Source organism: Candidatus Aminicenantes bacterium (genome assembly GCA_026393795.1).
Lineage (GTDB): Bacteria > Acidobacteriota > Aminicenantia > UBA2199 > UBA2199 > UBA2199.
Genome location: JAPKZL010000202.1, coordinates 1 through 16,473 on the forward strand (window position 1 = coordinate 1; position 16,473 = coordinate 16,473).

Below are 16,473 nucleotides of genomic sequence, written 5' to 3' on the forward strand. Positions count from 1 at the left end.
ATTTGTTTGGAATTTGGGATTTGTGATTTGGAATTTTTTTCCTATTTGTAACACGTTTCAATAGATCGGTTCATTTCGTTCTCGTCACTCGTCACGTGTCACGTGTCACGAAGGTTCGGGAAGCCCTGTTGACGCCGGGGGCCCAATCTTATAAAATAGCGTTTCACTTCAGGAGGAAAACATGGCACGGATCGAACCTTTCCGGGGACTGCGGCCGCGCAGGGATTTGGCTGAAAAAATCGCCGCCCCGCCGTACGATGTTCTCAGTTCCGAAGAGGCGCGCGAGCTGGCCAAAGGCAATCCCTATTCGTTCCTGCACGTCGGCAAGCCCGAGATCGACCTGCCGCCCGGGACCGACCTCTATTCTGACGCGGTCTACGCCAAGGGCAAGGAGAATTTCCAGCGCCTGATCGCATCAGGGGCTCTGCGCCAGGACGGCAAGAAGTGCTTTTACATCTACAAGCAGATATGGGGCGAGCACGTGCAGATCGGCCTGGTCGCCGGCGCCTCCTGCCAGGACTACCAGGACGACGTGATCAAGAAGCACGAGCTGACCCGCGAGGACAAGGAGCGCGACCGCCAGCGCCACATCGAGACCCTCGACGCCCAGACCGGGCCGGTCTTCCTGACCTACAAGCAAAAGAAGTCCATCGACAGGCTGATCGCCAAGGCGATGGCCGGGGAGGCGGAGAACGATATATCCACCTATGACGGCGTGCGCCACATTTTCTACGTGGTCGACGACGACAAGCTGATTGCCGGCCTCCAGAAGGAATTCAGGAAACTGGACGTCCTTTACGTCGCCGACGGCCACCACCGCTCCGCCGCCGCCACCAAGATCAAGGCCAAGCGCCAGGCGGCAAACCCGGGCCACAGCGGCAACGAGGAGTACAATTTTTTCCTGGCCGTCATCTTCCCCCACAACCAGATGAAGATCCTGCCCTACAACCGCGTGGTCAGGGACCTGAACGGCATGGCCAAGGACGATTTTCTCGACCGCGTGGCCGAGCGCTTCAGCTGCGAGCCGGCAAGCGAAAAAGTCCCGGCCCGGCCCCGTGAATTTTCCATGTACGTCGAACGGCAGTGGTACCGGCTGCGCGCCAAGACCGGGAGCTTCGAAAAAGGCGACGCCATCGCCTCGCTCGACGTTTCCATCCTGCAGAACAACCTCCTGGCCCCGGTGCTCGGCATCCGCGACCCGCGCACCGACAAACGCATCGATTTCGTCGGCGGCATCCGCGGCACGGGCGAGCTGGAGAAAAAGGTCGATGGCGGCCAGTTCGCGGTCGCCTTCTCCTTGCGCGCCACCACCATCGAGCAGTTGTTCGCCGTGGCCGACGCCGGCAAGATCATGCCGCCCAAGTCGACCTGGTTCGAGCCCAAGCTCAAGGACGGACTGGTCTCGCACCTGCTGGATTGAAACCGGGTCCATTTGGTCCTCACTTTTTTTAAATAGGAGGAAACCATGGGAGTTTTGGACGGAAAGCTGGTCGCCGAGAAGATTCAACGGGAGATCGGGCTGGAAATCGAACGGCTGAAGAGTGAGCGCGGCATCGTCCCCGGCCTCGTCGTGATCATGGTTGGCGATCATGCGGCCTCGGCCGCCTACGTCGGCTCGAAGAGCAAGCTGGCTGAAAAAATGGGCATCCATTCCCGGTTGCTCAAGCTCCCGGGAAATGCGGCCGCGGCAGATGTCATTCGCGAGGTGGCGGCGGCCAACGACGATCGCTCAGTCCACGCCATCTTGGTGCAGATGCCCCTGCCCGGGCACATCGATCCCTGGGAAGTCATCGACCGCATCGCCCCGGAAAAGGACGTCGATGCCCTGCACCCGTTCAACCAGGGGTTGATCCTGCACAATCGCGGCCACATTTTCCCCTGCACCCCGCTGGGCGTCATGCGCATCCTTGACCATTACGGCATCGACCCGGCGGGCATGAATGCGGCCGTGGTCGGCCGGAGCTCCCTGGTCGGCAAGCCCATGGCCATGATGCTCACCAACCGCAACGCCACCGTCACCCTGTGCCACTCGCGCACCGCCGGCTTGACCGGGATCCTGCGCGAGTCCAGCCTGGTGGTCGCCGCCATCGGCAAGCCCGGTTTCATCAGCGCCGACATGATCAATCCCGGCGCCGTGTTGATCGATGTCGGCATCAACCGTATCGACAAGGAGGACGACTTCGACAAGTACTGCCCGCGCTCGCAGTACGAGGCGTTCAAGAAAAAGGGATCGGTCATCACCGGCGACATCCACTACCAGGCTTTTGCCAAGGCCCTGCACCATACGCCGGTGCCGGGCGGGGTCGGGCCGCTGACCGTGACCATGCTCATGCACAATACGGTAGAGCTCTGCAAAAGATCCATTTCCATTATGAGTGACAAGTGATGAACAGGAAATCGGCGTACGGTTTACGGCGTACGGTGTACGGCAAGAAAAATCAAACGGAACTATTTGGAATGGAGCAAAAGAAATCGGGGAACCATAGCCTGCATTTTAGGGATTTGTATTCACCGTCTACCTTATACCGTAAACCGTAAACCAATGGCTGAAATGATCCTCATCACCGGTGCCTCGGGATTGCTGGGGCGGTCGTTGGTGGCGAAATTTTCCGGCGCGGGCTTCCAGGTGCTGGCCCACTACCACCGGCATCGCTGCCCGGATTCGGCGTCGGTGAAATGGCTCGCCGGCGATTTTTCCATGGCGCGCGGAGTCGGGGCTTTTTTGCGCCGGCACCGCAAGCGGCTCGCTGCCTGCGGCTATCTGATCAATAATTTCGGGCCGCTCAACCAGCGTCCGACCGTTGCCGTGACCGGGGGCGATCTCAGCGCCGATTTTGATTTGCAGGTTGTCCCGGCTCTTGATATCAGCCGCTTCCTGATTTCCCACGGCCGCCTGCAGTCGGTGCTGAATATCGGCTTCGAGTTCAGCGGCGAAAACCGCGTCTATCAGCGCATCCTCGGCTACGCCCTGGCCAAGAACGCCCTGCTGACCCTCACGCGCTCCCTGGCCGTTGCTTTCCCCGACGTCCGTTTCAACCTGTTCTCGCCACCCAGCCTGGCCGGCGCCGCGGTCCTGCCCAAGGGCGCCCGGCCGGTCGACCCGGACCTGGTGGCCGAGCGCATTTTCCGGATCATGAAGGGGCGGCGTTCAGGGCGTCATTACCGCTACGCCGGGGCCGCCGGGGAAAAATAAGCGGAGGAGCATCGTGGACAAGGAAAAAAAAATCGCCCGTTACCTGCGGCTGCAAACGCAGCTGGCCGGGCTGCTCGAAAAAACCGCTGACCCGCTGGCCCGCATGGCCACGATGACGGCGCTGCTATTTCACAAGTTCGATTACTTTTTTTGGTGCGGCTTCTACCGCCTGGTCGCGGGCGACCTGATCGTCGGCCCGTACCAGGGGCCGCTGGCCTGCCAGGTGCTGGCCAGGGGCAAGGGGGTGTGCTGGGCCGGCATCAAGGAGGAAAAGACGATCGTCGTTCCCGACGTGCGGCAATTTCCCGGCCACATCGCCTGCGATGCGCGATCGCTTTCCGAGATCGTCGTGCCTTACCGGGACAAGAACGGGAAAGTGGCCGGGGTACTGGACGTCGACAGCGACCGGCTGGCCCAATTCGACGACGTTGACGCCCGGCAACTGGAAATAATCATCGCTTTGCTCCATAGCGCAGCGGCCGGCCATGAAAAAAAATCAGGCTGATCGGGGAGAAACCATCATGCGTCATCGGTCCAGATCCGGTTTGTGCTCGTTTGGGGTCATTGTCTTGTCCGCGTTCAGCTGCGCTTTTGCTACCGCCAAACCGCTGGACAACGGCAAGCATGTCAAAAATGTTATCCTGATGGTCGCCGACGGCACCGGCGTCGCCCAATGGACCCTGGCCCGCTGGTTCAACGGCGGCGGGCCGCTCGCCCAGGACGAGTGGACCTGCGGCCTGCTGCGCACCTACGGGGCCAATACACCCCTGACCGATTCGGCCCCGGCCGCTACCGCCTTCGCGACCGGTTTTAAAAGTTACAGCGGTTTTGTCGGCGTCCTGCCCGACAAAGCTTCCATGTGGGGCATCGATCCCCAACAGGGAGTCGATGCGCAATGCCGGCCACTGGTCACGGTGCTGGAAGCCGCCAGGCTCAGCGGCAGGGCGACCGGGATCGTCGTGACCTGCGAAATTCCCCACGCCACGCCGGCCGCTTTTTCTGCCCATGATGTGCAGCGCAAGGATTTTGAAGCCATTGTAAAACAGCAGGTCTATAACGGCATCGATGTCGTCCTGGGAGGCGGCGCCATGTATCTCCAGCCGCAAAACCGCGAGGACGGGGAAGACTTGGCAACGGTGCTGTGCCGGAAAGGCTACCGGCTGATCAATAGCCGGGAAGAGATGCTTGGCGTTCAGTCGGGCCGAGTCTGGGGGCTTTTCGCTGAACAGGACTTGGCCAACGACCTGGACCGCTCGGCCGCGGAACCGAGCCTGGCGGAAATGACTGCCAAGGCTATCGCCCTCCTGCAGGCCAACAAAAAAGGCTTTTTCCTCATGGTTGAGGGGAGCAAGATCGACTGGGCGGCGCATGACAACGAACCGGTCGGGGTGGTGAGCGAGGTTCTGGCTTTCAACCGGGCGGTGGAAACGGCCATCGCCTTCGCCCGCCGCGACAACGACACGGCGGTGATCGTGCTATCGGACCATGGCTGCGGGGGATTATCCATCGGCGAACGGGAGGCGAACCGCCTGGGGGAGAGGCCGGGGCTCGCGGCATTGATCGATCCGCTGCGCCGGGCCAGGCATACCGCCGAAGGGGTGGAAAAAAGGCTGCTGGCGGCTGGCGATCTGAGCGCCGCCGCCATCCACGCCCGCGTCGCCAGCGAGTACGGGGTGGAACTCAATGACGAGGAACTGGAGCGCGTGCAAGCGTATTTTGCCAACCGGCACAAGGATCAGTTCGGCCTGGCCTCCCTCATCGGCCCTATCCTCAGCCGCGCCGCCTATCTGGGCTGGACGACCGACGGCCACACCGGCGAGGACGTGCCGCTGGCCATTTTCCATCCACATGGCTACCGCCTGAACGGCGTCGTCCAGAATATGGCAGTCGCCTGGTACATCGACGAGATCATGAACCTCAAACTACGCGAATGGAACCAGGTCTTATATCTGCCCGCCATGGCGGCATTCGCCGCCAAGGGCGCCATGATTACCATCGAGGAGTCCACGCCCGGAAATAAAGTGCTGGTTGTCAGAAAGGGGAGGCAGGTACTGCATTTGCCTGCCAACAAGAACGAGGCCGACCTGGACGGGCGGACGATCACCTTGCGCTCTCTGGTAGTCTACAACGGCAAGGCCTTCTTCGTTCCCGCCGAGGCCCTGGCGCTGATAAAATAACCCGATTATTTCATTAGAAAATCCGTTTCGCCCCTAGCTGCGCAAACTATATTCTGGAGATCAAGTTGATAAAGATAGTAAAATAATTATAATACGAATTCATAGAGGCTCATAAATAAAGGGGTTTCTGAGTTTTTAGTATAGGCAAAAGAAATGCAGGCTTGGCACGTCTTTTGCTTTGATTTGCTAAAAGGGAACAATCATTTCGATTGAAGGAATTCCTGTGTTTTATTTGATTTTTCTGTTTGTTTAGGGAGTTGCTACTGTAATTTATTTATATCTGACATTCAATTATCAAAAAAAACATGCGAAAATTCCTCAGGTACAACGGAATTTAATGGTTAGTAATACCGGGCATTTTTGCTTTATAATTATCCCATTTCGAAATATCACGGCTTATAAAAAATTTAATTTAATTGATTGAAATGAGTGCTTCGGTCACTATGAATAAATTTACAGAAGTATATTAATTAAGGTAATGTATTAGATAGAAATAGTAAAATGCTCAATATTTTTAAAAAATTGACAAATAAATGGTTGTATGTTATTAAAATTAGAAAGGAAGAGATAGATATGGGAAGCAAGATTGATTTAAAAGAAGCAATTAAAAGTAACCAAAAATTCAAAGAACTAATTCTATATATTTCTAAACAATGTGAAAGAGATGATAAATTTGGTGCAACAAAACTTAATAAATTATTGTTTTATTGCGATTTTGAAGCATATCGGCAATGGGGGAAGTCTATAACCGGAAAGGAGTATCAAAAATTGGCCGAAGGCCCGGCCCCACGTTGTATGCTGCCGGTAAGAGATGAAATGATTAATATAGATAAATCGCTTTCAATTTCTCCAACACCCTTTCACAATCTAAAACAAGATAGATTCATTCCCCTACGCGAACCCAACACAAAATTATTTAAAAAAGAAGAAATAGAACTCATTAATGAAATAATAGAAAAATATCGTGATTTTAATGGGCGTGAAATTAGTTTTGAATCACACAAATTCATTGGATATAGAATTATGGAATTTAATGAAACTATTCCATATTCGCTTGCCCTGATTGGAAATCGTCCACCGACGGAAAAAGAAATTGAATATGGCAATTCACTTATAAATGAAAGGTGAAAAAGGTAGTTCTTACCGAACAATAGTCGAGGGAAAACAATATTCAAAAGAATTAGCGGCATTAATAAATGATCCCAAACGTGCCGATGAATTTGTTGAAGGGATACAATATGTATTGGCAAGAGAACCCAATTCTATTGAGGCAACCTGTTTAGATCAAAATTATCCACTTTGGTTTATTCCATGTTCTTGTAACGATATAGTTATTTTCTATACATATGATGACAACGAAATAACATTACTTTCAATTATTGATAGTAGAAAATTATAAAGAATTATTAAGCAACAGTTTTAATTCTTATCTTCTGGATAATCCATTGGTAATGACAATGTATCTCCGAGTTTGGGCAGCGATCTTTGTAGCAATCTATAAAATCCATTATAGCTTGAAGATGCTTTCATCAACGTAATAACATTGGATATTTGTTCAGCCAATTTTGGATGTCCAATGTCACTTGTTAGCCACTGATGATGCCTATGTTTTCTTGCTCCTTTCTCATTGGGAGGGTTTTTCTTTTCTAATTCACTAATTACTCCGGGAGCAAGGCGCTCATAGATGACATCTTTTGTTATTCGCCCAATGATCCATGGTTTTTTGTCTGGCAGAGGATTAAATTGAATTCCCTTTAATCTGAATAATTCTTTATAGAATTCATCGGGAAATCTCTTCTGCCACTTCATAAGCTCTTGTGAGATAAATTTAGAAAGAATTTCTTGAAGAGCAATCTTATCGCGTATTTCTTGATATCCAGTTGCTTCATCAACTAACGCTATAATTCCAACTCTTGCAAATGAACGCACAAGAATTTCGCATTGCTCGGCTATATGTTTTTGTTGAGCTTGTAAAACATTTGCTTTTCTTGCTTCAAGAATTGCATCACAGATATCCGGCAGAATTGTTGCTTCATATCCAAACGAAACGCCACCCTTACTTTTAAATTTTAACGGGGATGTGATCCGCACTCGCAAATCATCATTAATAAAGGGTTTTATTGCCTTTCCGGAGATAAAATTGGTTAATCGATCCGCACCGCCACTTTTCCCCGCTGATCCATAAGATAAGTCTAATGCCCCCAACATTCCCCCAAGTGCCAATACGCGGCGGCCATCTACAAGGACATAACATGGTATTTCGGCGCTCCCAATTTTTAATGGCCGATCAGGAGAACCAAATGCAGCTTTTAAAATGTTTTCTTCCATTTATACCCCCAATGATAATTTAGTGATTTTTTCAAATATCAAGCAATTGTTTCTATTGTTATAACGGAAACAAAATTCATCCACATATTTCTGTAAATATTTTTTACTATTTTGTGATACTGCCCAAGGATTCCCCGCTTTAATAAATTCCAAAATCCTTCAAGCGTGTTTACGTGATCGTTTCCATTTACATTTTCTCCCAATGAATGGAAAATAACCCGGTGTTTAAAGTCTGCCGATATTCCGATATACCCCCTCCAACTATCTGTAATAGCATTAGAATTTTTCTCAACAAATTTCCGAATAACTCCTTTTTGGGACTTGGCGCTAACATCTTTGACTCTTTGAGCCTTAACCTCCCCATCTCTTTTTAAAACCCCAACAACGACAATTTTGCCTTTTGTATTTCTACCTTGTGTTCCGCCAGTTTTTTTATTTGAATGTTCGTTTTTGTCTTTATCGCCAACATATGTTTCATCTACTTCAATAATTCCAGAAAGCAATTCGCTATTTTGAACCATGGCACGCCTAATCCGCATTTGCATATACCAAGCCGTGTTTTTGTTAACTTTAATATCCCTGGCTAATTTTCTTGCACTTATTTTCTTTTTGGCGTTCAAAACTAAACTAACCGCCAAAAACCATTTTTGTAAATCTAATTTAGTTTTATGAAAAATCGTCCCAACCGTAACACTAAACGAAGTATTGCAATTATTACAATGATATCTATATTCGCTTTTAAAAGCTGTTACCTTAATTGATTTGCAATAGGGGCAAATGGATTTTCCATTCCATCGAACCATTTCAAGATGTTTCAGACAATCAATGTGATCAGGGTATTTCTCATAGATTTCAATAATATTCATGTTTTTAAAACCTCTACCATAATATAGTACAATTAATTCGGTCTGTCAATAAAAAAATATAAGAATTAACTACCTTTAACTAATACATTATTTTAATTAAGTATTTTATCTTTGAACATATCCATCCCATTTGACCATGCTTCCATTTTTGAAATAAATATTGATTTTGTCATATGCTTCCCAAACCCGAGCACCACCAGTAGAAAAGTACTTATTCGGAGAAACCCATGCATTACCTCTTGCACCGTAGCTCTGAATATATTGATAAACTTCTAAATTTCCAATCGTTTCAGTGTGAGTTGGCACCCCAATTGCAAGGACAACATCTTCTTGTGATTTGCCAAGTAAGGGGTCCAACATCTCAATCGATTATAGAACGAAAAAAACCAAGGCCAGGTGATCAGCCCCTGCCGTTGAAATATGTTTAAATAAAAGATAGAATCTCCATATATTTCAATGGGGAAGATGGAGGAAACAATGATTTCATTTTTTAAAAAGAATTTCTGGAAAATTCTAATTGGAATTGTGTTAATTTTTTCATTGGTTCTTGGTGGAAAAATTATATTCAAACACAGAGTTGAAGCAAGCAAAGCACCATTCGATGGGGCTTTCGGGGTTTTCAAGTCCGCTGCCGCAGGGAAAGACTACAGCAAGGCCCTGGCCGCATTGCGGTCGCTGCTGCTTTCTTTCCTGGCGGAATCACCGCTGTTGCTAGAAAATGTCCGCTTCGTCAAGGGGGCCGACAACAGCTATGGCATATTTTCGCCGAGGGAGAATGATCTCTTTGCCGCCGCTGAACCGATTTACGTCTACATGGAGCCGGCCGGATATGTAATAAACAAGAACGCGGCGGGTTATTATGAATTCGGTTTCAAGGCCGATTTCCAGGTGACCGATGCCCAAGGCAAAGTTCTTGGCGGGCAGACCGATTTCGCCGTTCTGCCATTCAAATCCTGGAACCGCAATACGGAGATCTCCCTGACTTTTACCTACACTCTCAGCGGGCTGGAGAAGGGAAAGTACAAGCTGATCACTCAAGTATCGGACGCGCATTCGCCGAAGAAGGCCTCATGCGAAAAATGGTTCACGATCGAGTGAGGCCCGAAAAGGGGCGGCTATTGCTGTCTTTTTGAGGGGAACTTTTTTCCTGCTGCTGCGTTATATTCATCTGAGGAGGCACCATGAAAAAAATCGTTTTTTTAATCGTACTACTTTTGGCCGTCGGCTGGAGCGTCGGCTTCGCGGCCCAGAGCCGGGAGTCGTTCACCATGGCCGCGGCCGATTTGAAGGTTCTGAAGATCGATTGCGGCGCCGGATACCTGAAAATTCAGGGCGTCGACGGCCTGCAGCAGATAGAAGTTTCGGCTGTTCTGGACGTCGAGGATGTGGCTGACAATGAACTGGCGGATTTTAAAAAAGAATTCGTTACCTTGAAGCTGGAAAAGAACTCGGGGCGGGCCGAGCTGACCGCCAAGATCGAAAATGATTTTTCTCTGTCGACACTTTTTTCGGGCAGTCCGGACGCCAGGATCGACCTCGATGTCCGCGTGCCGCGGGGGCTGGCGCTGGCGATCGATGACGGTTCCGGCGACATCCTCATCCGCGACTGCGACGGCAACCTGGAGCTCGAGGACGGATCGGGCGATATTCATCTGACCAATATCAAGGGGCAGGTGGACATCGAGGACGGTTCCGGCGAGATCACCTTGGCCAAGATCGGCGGCGCGCTGAAGATCGAGGATGGTTCCGGCGATATCGAACTCGAGGATGCCGGCAACGACGTCACCATCGACGACGGTTCGGGTGACATGCGCCTGCAGCGCGTGCTGGGCTCGGTGACGGTCGACGACGGCTCGGGCGACATCGAGATCGACGGGGTGGAAAAGGACGTGACCATCGAAGAAGCCGGCAGCGGCGGCGTCAGCATCCACAACGTCAAGGGCAAGGTCAGGGAGTAACGCCAGCGCTGAAAAGGTACCTGCCCTTGCGGTCGACCGTGATTTTGGGTAGGAGATGCTTAGTTTCAAAATAGTTAAAACCCTCTTGCAAATTTTGCCAGAAGGCCTGCAAAACGGGATCGTGCTCTGACAATCTTTCCAGCTCTGGCTGCGCCGGCTGCATGCGGGCCGGGAAAATGTGGACCGGGATGCGGATCTGGCCGCTGGCGCGGGCGTCCACGGCCGCCAGGTAGATATCCTCGATCGGGTCATCCTGGAGCGGGATGCAGCCGATGGTCACGCAGGAACCGTGGATGAAAATATCGCCGCCCGGACGGCGGCCTTCGGCCAGAATGCGGTCGGAGGCGTTGGGATAATCAATTTTCAACGACAGATGGAAATGGCTCCAGGGATTGAAGGCACTGATCAGATAGAAGCCCTCAGGCACCTGGATGTCGCCTTCACGGCGCTTCGGACCCAGGTCTCCGGATGTGGCGCATATCGCATAGGTTTTGATTTTAGTTAGCTGGCCATTGGCCTGGTTGGCGGCCCACAGCTCGCATTCGCCTTCCTGCTTGAACAGGCGCAGGAAAATCCGTCGCGGCGGATAGGCCAACCCCGCTTTTTTGAAAAGTTCCTCGAGACGCGGCTGGGCGCGGAGCCGGGCCGCCCGCACCCGCGGATAGCGGCTCTGTTCTTCCTGGAACGATCCGACCAGCGAATTCCCAGCGGCCAGCAGAAGTAAGATGGACACGACAAATGTGAACGCCCGCCTGCGCACGATCATACCGGCATCCTCCTCATGGCCGTCATTATATCATTCCCGGTTGATTTTTTGGCTGTCCTGCGCCATAATCCGCTCCGGGGAAAGGAGGAAACATGAGAACCTTTTATTTGCTGCTGCTCATCCTGCTCGTCGGCGTCACCGCCCTGTTCGCGCTGCAGAACCTGCGGACGATCACCGTTTCGTTTTTCGACTGGAGCGTGACGCTGCCGATCGCCGCGGTTGTTGCCGGGGCCTATCTGCTGGGCATGCTCAGCGGCGGCAGCGTTCTGGCTTTCATGCGCCGGTTGCTGCAGCGGGCAAAAAAATCCTAAAGCAAATTAAGACTGCCTGACCGGCTCATGCGCATGAAGAAAATTTCCCTACCGGCCTTCGCCCCGCGCACGAAAAGAACGCTGCGTATCGGTGCACGCGTGCTGCTGGGCGCCATGCTGGCCGTATCCGTTCTGTTCTTTTCCCTGCGGAATGTCATTTTGAATGACGTTTTGGACAAGAAGATCGGAACCTACTTGGAGCAGCATCAACGGGCCGTCTGTACCGTCGGCATGGCCAAGTTTTACGGGCTCGACCGGGTGGTGATCGAAAACATCCGCCTGCGCAGTTCCGCCGGGACAATCGCCGTAAACCTCAGGTCATGTTCCATCAAGCTGGGCTTGTGGAACCTATTGCTCGGCTCCCTGCGCCCCGAGGTTCTTCAGATCGACGATCTCAGGATCCGTTTCCAGCCGGGGGGCAGGCAATATCCGGGGCCAAGCGGACCGGCCAACGGCAAGGAGCCCCGTCCGCGTCCAAGCCGGAAGCCGGCTTTTTCCGCCCAGGTCCAATCGCTGCTCCAGCTCATTTTCAGGTACATCCCCGACACCCTGCGCATCAATCGCTTCACCTTCAGTTCCGACATCGACCATATCCGGCAGACGTTTCATGTTCCCCAGTTTGTTGTTCAAACGCCCGCTTTCGCGACCCTGGTGGAGATCCAGAGCCGGGGAAAGACCTGGGCATGCCGCCTGGATGGAAATATCGACCGGAAAAAGAAAGAGCTGTCCGTGCGCCTGGCGCCGCTGCACCCCGATGAAAAGATCTTCCTGCCGTTCATCGATCGGCAGTGGGGGATACGCGTCAGCCTGGGCCTGGCCGAGATCAGCCTGAGAAGCGGCGGCCTGCACCGGGGTGAGCTGCAGCTGCAGGGCGTGCTGGCGGTCAATGGCCTGACGCTGAACCATCCGCGCATCGCCGTTGAGGACGTCAACCTGCAGAACGCCGCCCTTGATTATGTCTTGCGCATCGGCACCGATTGCCTCGAGCTGGATGAGCGGACCCAGGTCCAGTTCAACCGCCTCGCCTTCCATCCTTACCTCAAATTCACCGCCCGACCGACCGAACAACTGACCCTGAGGCTCAAGCGGACGGCCTTTAAGGCGGACGATCTTTTCGGCTCGCTGCCGGCCGGGCTGTTCAGCAGGCTCGCCGGCATCCGCACCAGCGGGGAGCTCTCCTATGAATTCGACTTTTTCATCGATTTCACCCGCCCCGGCGATCTCAGCCTGCATTCGGATCTGCAGAGATCGGCCTTTAGGATCGAGCGCTTCGGCCGCGTCGATTTCAGCGCTTGCGCCGCCCCGTTCATGTACACCGCCTATGAAAAAAACCGGGCCGTGAGGTCGTTCATGGTCGGGTCCGAGAATCCGGATTTTCGCAGCCTCGACCAATTCCCGCCTTTCCTGAAGAATGCGGTCCTGATCTCCGAAGACGGCGCTTTTTTCGGGCATAAGGGCTTTTTGCTCGGGCCTTTCAAGGAATCCATCGCCGCCAACATCAGGGAAAAGCGTTTCGTCAGGGGCGCCAGCACCATCTCCATGCAGCTGGTCAAGAACCTCTTCCTCAAAAAGGACAAAACCATCGCGCGCAAGCTCGAAGAGATGCTCATCACCTGGCTGATCGAGGAGAAGCGGCTGCTGAGCAAGGAGCGCATGTACGAGATTTACTTGAACATCATCGAGTGGGGACCGCTGGTTTACGGGGCGACCGAGGCGGCGCGTTTTTATTTCGACAAGGATGTCGCCAAACTGACCCTGGCCGAGGCGATTTTCATGGCCAGCATCATCCCGCGCCCCAAGCGCTTCATGTACTGGTTCGGCGACGACCAGCGCCTGCGCCCGTGGCTGCAGGCTTATTACAGCGACGTCTCCACCAAGATGCTCGCGCGCGGGATGATCGGTCAGCAGGATTTCGACACGCTGCTTTCCGATATCCGCTTGAAAGGCCCGGCCCGTTTTCTCCTGAAAGGCGGCGAAACCCTGCCGGCGGAAGAGCTCTGGCCTGACGAGGAGACCCCGGACTGAAACTCATCCGCCGCAGCGGCCCGCGCCGGCGGCAGCCCTATTTCAATTTCAAGCTCGCGAGCATGGCCTTGATGTCGGGATTGTCCTTTCCGTTCTCCCCTTCGATGGTGATGGTGATCTTGGTGCCGTTGCCGTAGGCCACGTGCATGGTCTGGGTCATGCCGCTGTAGCTGTAGGTGGTGCTCTTGAATGCAGTGCCGGCGACGGTCGTTTCGCTCATCGGAGAACCGCCGTAGTTCTGGATCATCGAGCCGATGGAGCCTTCGGCCGTGCCGGCGGCGTTGCCGTCGCCCTCGAACTTGAAATAGAGCCCCGGGCTGACCTTGCCCTTGGGCAGGACATTGACCATGCCGAACGTCAGCGGCCCGGCCACCCAGCCTTCGACCACCGTGATGGTGAAATAGGTGCAGTCGTAGGCTTCGCCGGTCAGGGGCGCGTTTTCATTTTTTGCTGCCGCTGCCGCCGGATTTGCCGGTTCGCCGGCTGCCCCATTGTTGCTGCCGCAGGCGGGCAACAGAACCATGGCTGCCACGCAAATCAGAGTAGCTGCTGTTTTTTTCATCGATTCTCCTTTGCCGATTCAAGCCGGAACCTGTCATTGTCGGAACGTTTCCAGCCTTGAAACCGATTGTAGACAGTCGGACATGCATAGTCAATATCGCAGCCGGCCGCGGCGCCATTGCAACGCCGGTTGATTTTAATTAAAATGGCGGCATGGAGAAAAGCAACAATTTGAAATTGTTATTGCCGGAAGATTGTTTGTTGTTGATCATAGATTTGCAGGAAAAGTTCTTACCTTTCCTCAAGCATTCGCGCCGTGTGCTGCAGTCGGCAAAACTGTTGATCGACGTGGCCAGGGAGCTGCACATTCCCATGCTGGTCAGCGAGCACAATCCGAAGCGGATCGGCCCCACGGTCCAGGAGCTGGGGACGAAGCTGAAGGACGTGCCGGTTTTTGCCAAGGATATATTCAGCTGTTTCGGCGATCCAGCGCTCAAAAAGGCAATCGCCGCTCATCAGGGGCGCAAAACGATTCTGATCGCCGGTTGCGAGACCCATATCTGCATCATGCAGACGGTGATCGATGCCCTTACCCTCGGCTACAACGTTCACGTGGCGGCCGACGGCGTGAGCTCCAGAAAAGAAATCGACTGGAAGGTGGGACTGGAGCGAATGGCCGGGTGCGGGGCCGTTGTGGCCACGTCGGAAATGATCGCCTATGAACTGCTGAAAAGGTCCGATACCGCGAACTTCAAGGCGCTGCTTCCCTCGTTCAAAGAGTGGGTGAATCGCAGCGAGGATTGAAATTGAAAAAAACCAAGGCAGGGGATGAGCTGAAGGCCGGCCGGATGCCGAGCTGGGGAAAGTGCGACCCGGACCAGTTCCGGGCCTGGATACAGGAAAACAAGTCGTTGCTGAAGGAGGACAAGAGAACAACGATGCGGCAAGCCGTATCCCGGTTCGTGGCCGACGGCTCCTATGTCAAGCTCGGCGGATTCGGGCAGGTGCGAACCTCGATGTCGGCCATTTATGAGCTGGTCAGGCAAAAGAAAAAAAATCTCATTTTGGCCGGACACACGACCAGCCACGACATGGATGTTCTCCTGTCCGGCGGCTGCGTCGCCAAGATCGAGGTGGCCTATTCCTTCGGGCATGAATTCCGGCCGCTGCGCAGCGCGACCGGGCCGCGCCTGATCAAGGAGGGAAAACTGGAGGTCAGCGAGTGGAGCAACGCCAGTTTCGCCTGGCGCCTGAAGGCGGCCGCCATGGGGTTGTCGTTCATTCCGGCGCGGTTCATGCTGGCCACGGATACGTTCAACTACAGCGGCGCCAAGGAAATCGTCTGTCCGTTCACGGATAAAAAGTACTGCGCGCTGCCGGCGCTGTATCCCGATGCGGCGATCATCCATGTCCACAAATGCGACAAGTACGGCAATGCGTTCATCAAGGGAATGGTGGTTGCCGACGACGACGCGGCCATGGCCTCGCGGCGGGTGATCGTTTCGGCGGAGGAGATCGTGGACGAGGAATTTTTCCTGAGCGATCCCGACAAAACGGTCATCCCTTATTATTACGTCGACGCGGTCGTGGAAAGCCGCATGGGTTCATACCCTTGCGAGATGCCGGGAGTGTATTGGTTCGATGAAGGTTTTATCGCCGACTATATAAAAAGCACCTATGATGTGGCCAAGTTGGAAGGGCATCTTGCCCGATACTATTACGAGACGTCCGGATGGGAGGAACATCTGCAAAAAGCCGCCGGAGCTGCAAAGCTGGAGCAGTTAAAAAAAATCGCCCGCCACGAAGAAAAACCGCCGCAGGCAAAAGACATTTGGAACAAGTAGCATGGCCAACGAAAAATACACCTTGACCGACCTGATGATCATTGCCGCCGCCAAAGAGCTTCCCGACGGAGAAGCCGTTCTGGTGGGAACGGGCTTCGCCCAAAAAACGCATGCTCCCAGGCTGCTCCTGTGCTTTGAGGCGGGCGGAATCGGACCGGAGAAGGTCCCCCGTTTGCCGTTGACCGTCGGCGAGGGAATCACTGCCGAAAGGGCGGTCGAGGCTGCCTCGATGATCGGCATCATGTCCATGGCGGCGAGGGGGGTGGTCAAATACGGTTTTCTGGGCGGAGCCCAGATCGACATGTACGGGAACCTGAACAGAACGGTCATCGGCTTGTATGCGAACCCGAAAATGCGCTTTCCCGGTTCGGGCGGTGCCAATGACATCGGCTCGTTGTGCACCCACACCTTGATCATCATTAAGCATGAAAAAAGAAGGTTCATTCCCAAGATCGATTTCGTCACCACTCCGGGGTATTTAAGCGGCGGCAACGCCAGGGAGCT

Annotated in this window: 19 protein-coding genes; 14 read left to right on the forward strand and 5 right to left on the reverse strand. The window is 53.4% G+C overall.

Annotated elements, in window-relative coordinates:
• Nucleotides 1-181 precede the first annotated feature (181 nt).
• The 7 genes from NTW95_09780 (at nucleotide 182) to NTW95_09810 (ending at nucleotide 6,769) form a co-directional block, all read left to right on the forward strand.
• Complete coding sequence (locus NTW95_09780) at nucleotides 182-1,420, forward strand: DUF1015 family protein (protein ID MCX6557700.1); 1,239 nt, start codon at nucleotides 182-184, stop codon at nucleotides 1,418-1,420.
• 45 nt (nucleotides 1,421-1,465) lie between these two features.
• Nucleotides 1,466-2,386, forward strand: coding sequence for a bifunctional 5,10-methylenetetrahydrofolate dehydrogenase/5,10-methenyltetrahydrofolate cyclohydrolase (locus tag NTW95_09785; protein ID MCX6557701.1), 921 nt, complete (start codon nucleotides 1,466-1,468; stop codon nucleotides 2,384-2,386).
• 156 nt (nucleotides 2,387-2,542) lie between these two features.
• Nucleotides 2,543-3,193 (forward strand): hypothetical protein, encoded by a 651-nt coding sequence (locus NTW95_09790; protein MCX6557702.1) that lies wholly within the window; start codon nucleotides 2,543-2,545, stop codon nucleotides 3,191-3,193.
• A gap of 13 nt (nucleotides 3,194-3,206) precedes the next feature.
• Nucleotides 3,207-3,698 carry a GAF domain-containing protein gene (locus NTW95_09795; protein MCX6557703.1) on the forward strand — a complete coding sequence of 164 codons (492 nt, stop codon included), beginning with the start codon at nucleotides 3,207-3,209 and terminating at the stop codon, nucleotides 3,696-3,698.
• The gene (locus NTW95_09800; GenBank protein MCX6557704.1) at nucleotides 3,679-5,370 is read left to right on the forward strand and encodes an alkaline phosphatase; all 1,692 of its coding nucleotides are present in this window, start codon (nucleotides 3,679-3,681) and stop codon (nucleotides 5,368-5,370) included. The genes NTW95_09795 and NTW95_09800 overlap by 20 nt, the downstream gene beginning before the upstream one ends.
• 501 nt (nucleotides 5,371-5,871) lie before the next feature.
• Nucleotides 5,872-6,498 (forward strand): DUF4065 domain-containing protein, encoded by a 627-nt coding sequence (locus NTW95_09805; protein MCX6557705.1) that lies wholly within the window; start codon nucleotides 5,872-5,874, stop codon nucleotides 6,496-6,498.
• Nucleotides 6,488-6,769: a hypothetical protein gene (locus NTW95_09810; GenBank protein ID MCX6557706.1), complete on the forward strand. Its 282-nt coding sequence runs from the start codon at nucleotides 6,488-6,490 to the stop codon at nucleotides 6,767-6,769. Before NTW95_09805 ends, NTW95_09810 begins: the two co-directional genes overlap by 11 nt.
• A gap of 20 nt (nucleotides 6,770-6,789) precedes the next feature.
• Here the strand turns inward: NTW95_09810 and NTW95_09815 are convergent, their stop codons facing one another.
• The 3 genes from NTW95_09815 to NTW95_09825 all read right to left on the reverse strand — a co-directional run bounded on the left by NTW95_09815 (nucleotide 6,790) and on the right by NTW95_09825 (nucleotide 8,924).
• Nucleotides 6,790-7,698: a P63C domain-containing protein gene (locus NTW95_09815; protein MCX6557707.1), complete on the reverse strand. Its 909-nt coding sequence runs from the start codon at nucleotides 7,696-7,698 to the stop codon at nucleotides 6,790-6,792.
• Between the two features lie 38 nt (nucleotides 7,699-7,736).
• Nucleotides 7,737-8,564 carry an IS1595 family transposase gene (locus tag NTW95_09820; protein ID MCX6557708.1) on the reverse strand — a complete coding sequence of 276 codons (828 nt, stop codon included), beginning with the start codon at nucleotides 8,562-8,564 and terminating at the stop codon, nucleotides 7,737-7,739.
• A 105-nt stretch (nucleotides 8,565-8,669) separates the two neighbouring features.
• On the reverse strand, nucleotides 8,670-8,924 hold the full coding sequence (locus NTW95_09825) for a hypothetical protein (GenBank protein MCX6557709.1): 255 nt from the start codon (nucleotides 8,922-8,924) through the stop codon (nucleotides 8,670-8,672).
• 165 nt (nucleotides 8,925-9,089) lie between these two features.
• On the opposite strand from NTW95_09825, the gene NTW95_09830 reads away from it, so the two are divergent.
• Together NTW95_09830 and NTW95_09835 are read left to right on the forward strand one after the other, a co-directional pair.
• Complete coding sequence (locus NTW95_09830) at nucleotides 9,090-9,662, forward strand: hypothetical protein (protein ID MCX6557710.1); 573 nt, start codon at nucleotides 9,090-9,092, stop codon at nucleotides 9,660-9,662.
• A gap of 83 nt (nucleotides 9,663-9,745) precedes the next feature.
• Entirely contained in the window at nucleotides 9,746-10,522 is a 777-nt protein-coding gene (locus NTW95_09835; protein MCX6557711.1) for a DUF4097 family beta strand repeat-containing protein, read from the forward strand.
• Here NTW95_09835 and NTW95_09840 read toward each other — a convergent pair.
• Entirely contained in the window at nucleotides 10,512-11,288 is a 777-nt protein-coding gene (locus NTW95_09840; GenBank protein ID MCX6557712.1) for a hypothetical protein, read from the reverse strand. The genes NTW95_09835 and NTW95_09840 overlap by 11 nt on opposite strands.
• A gap of 92 nt (nucleotides 11,289-11,380) precedes the next feature.
• On the opposite strand from NTW95_09840, the gene NTW95_09845 reads away from it, so the two are divergent.
• The gene (locus tag NTW95_09845; protein MCX6557713.1) at nucleotides 11,381-11,599 is read left to right on the forward strand and encodes a LapA family protein; all 219 of its coding nucleotides are present in this window, start codon (nucleotides 11,381-11,383) and stop codon (nucleotides 11,597-11,599) included.
• 27 nt (nucleotides 11,600-11,626) lie between these two features.
• Entirely contained in the window at nucleotides 11,627-13,624 is a 1,998-nt protein-coding gene (locus NTW95_09850) for a transglycosylase domain-containing protein (GenBank protein ID MCX6557714.1), read from the forward strand.
• A gap of 37 nt (nucleotides 13,625-13,661) precedes the next feature.
• On the opposite strand, the gene NTW95_09855 is transcribed toward NTW95_09850, so the two are convergent.
• The gene (locus tag NTW95_09855) at nucleotides 13,662-14,186 is read right to left on the reverse strand and encodes a hypothetical protein (protein MCX6557715.1); all 525 of its coding nucleotides are present in this window, start codon (nucleotides 14,184-14,186) and stop codon (nucleotides 13,662-13,664) included.
• Between the two features lie 152 nt (nucleotides 14,187-14,338).
• Here NTW95_09855 and NTW95_09860 point away from each other — a divergent pair, with 152 nt between their 5' ends.
• From NTW95_09860 to NTW95_09870, 3 genes are all read left to right on the forward strand, one after another.
• Nucleotides 14,339-14,929, forward strand: coding sequence for an isochorismatase family protein (locus NTW95_09860; GenBank protein MCX6557716.1), 591 nt, complete (start codon nucleotides 14,339-14,341; stop codon nucleotides 14,927-14,929).
• Nucleotides 14,930-14,931: 2 nt separating this feature from the next.
• Nucleotides 14,932-15,969, forward strand: a complete 1,038-nt coding sequence (locus tag NTW95_09865; protein ID MCX6557717.1) for a CoA transferase subunit A — start codon at nucleotides 14,932-14,934, stop codon at nucleotides 15,967-15,969.
• Between the two features lies 1 nt (nucleotide 15,970).
• Nucleotides 15,971-16,473, forward strand: a 503-nt coding sequence (locus NTW95_09870; protein MCX6557718.1) for a 3-oxoacid CoA-transferase, incomplete at its 3' end; no start/stop codon positions are given.

Bases quoted from the DNA above. Each gene is read 5' to 3' on its own strand.
- NTW95_09800 (MCX6557704.1), top strand. From the start codon at position 3,679: ATGAAAAAAAATCAGGCTGATCGGGGAGAAACCATCATGCGTCATCGG.
- NTW95_09840 (MCX6557712.1), bottom strand. From the start codon at position 11,288: ATGATCGTGCGCAGGCGGGCGTTCACATTTGTCGTGTCCATCTTACTT.
- NTW95_09810 (MCX6557706.1), top strand. From the start codon at position 6,488: ATGAAAGGTGAAAAAGGTAGTTCTTACCGAACAATAGTCGAGGGAAAA.
- NTW95_09790 (MCX6557702.1), top strand. From the start codon at position 2,543: ATGGCTGAAATGATCCTCATCACCGGTGCCTCGGGATTGCTGGGGCGG.
- NTW95_09850 (MCX6557714.1), top strand. From the start codon at position 11,627: ATGCGCATGAAGAAAATTTCCCTACCGGCCTTCGCCCCGCGCACGAAA.
- NTW95_09820 (MCX6557708.1), bottom strand. From the start codon at position 8,564: ATGAATATTATTGAAATCTATGAGAAATACCCTGATCACATTGATTGT.
- NTW95_09860 (MCX6557716.1), top strand. From the start codon at position 14,339: ATGGAGAAAAGCAACAATTTGAAATTGTTATTGCCGGAAGATTGTTTG.
- NTW95_09855 (MCX6557715.1), bottom strand. From the start codon at position 14,186: ATGAAAAAAACAGCAGCTACTCTGATTTGCGTGGCAGCCATGGTTCTG.
- NTW95_09845 (MCX6557713.1), top strand. From the start codon at position 11,381: ATGAGAACCTTTTATTTGCTGCTGCTCATCCTGCTCGTCGGCGTCACC.
- NTW95_09785 (MCX6557701.1), top strand. From the start codon at position 1,466: ATGGGAGTTTTGGACGGAAAGCTGGTCGCCGAGAAGATTCAACGGGAG.
- NTW95_09825 (MCX6557709.1), bottom strand. From the start codon at position 8,924: ATGTTGGACCCCTTACTTGGCAAATCACAAGAAGATGTTGTCCTTGCA.
- NTW95_09805 (MCX6557705.1), top strand. From the start codon at position 5,872: ATGCTCAATATTTTTAAAAAATTGACAAATAAATGGTTGTATGTTATT.
- NTW95_09780 (MCX6557700.1), top strand. From the start codon at position 182: ATGGCACGGATCGAACCTTTCCGGGGACTGCGGCCGCGCAGGGATTTG.
- NTW95_09835 (MCX6557711.1), top strand. From the start codon at position 9,746: ATGAAAAAAATCGTTTTTTTAATCGTACTACTTTTGGCCGTCGGCTGG.
- NTW95_09815 (MCX6557707.1), bottom strand. From the start codon at position 7,698: ATGGAAGAAAACATTTTAAAAGCTGCATTTGGTTCTCCTGATCGGCCA.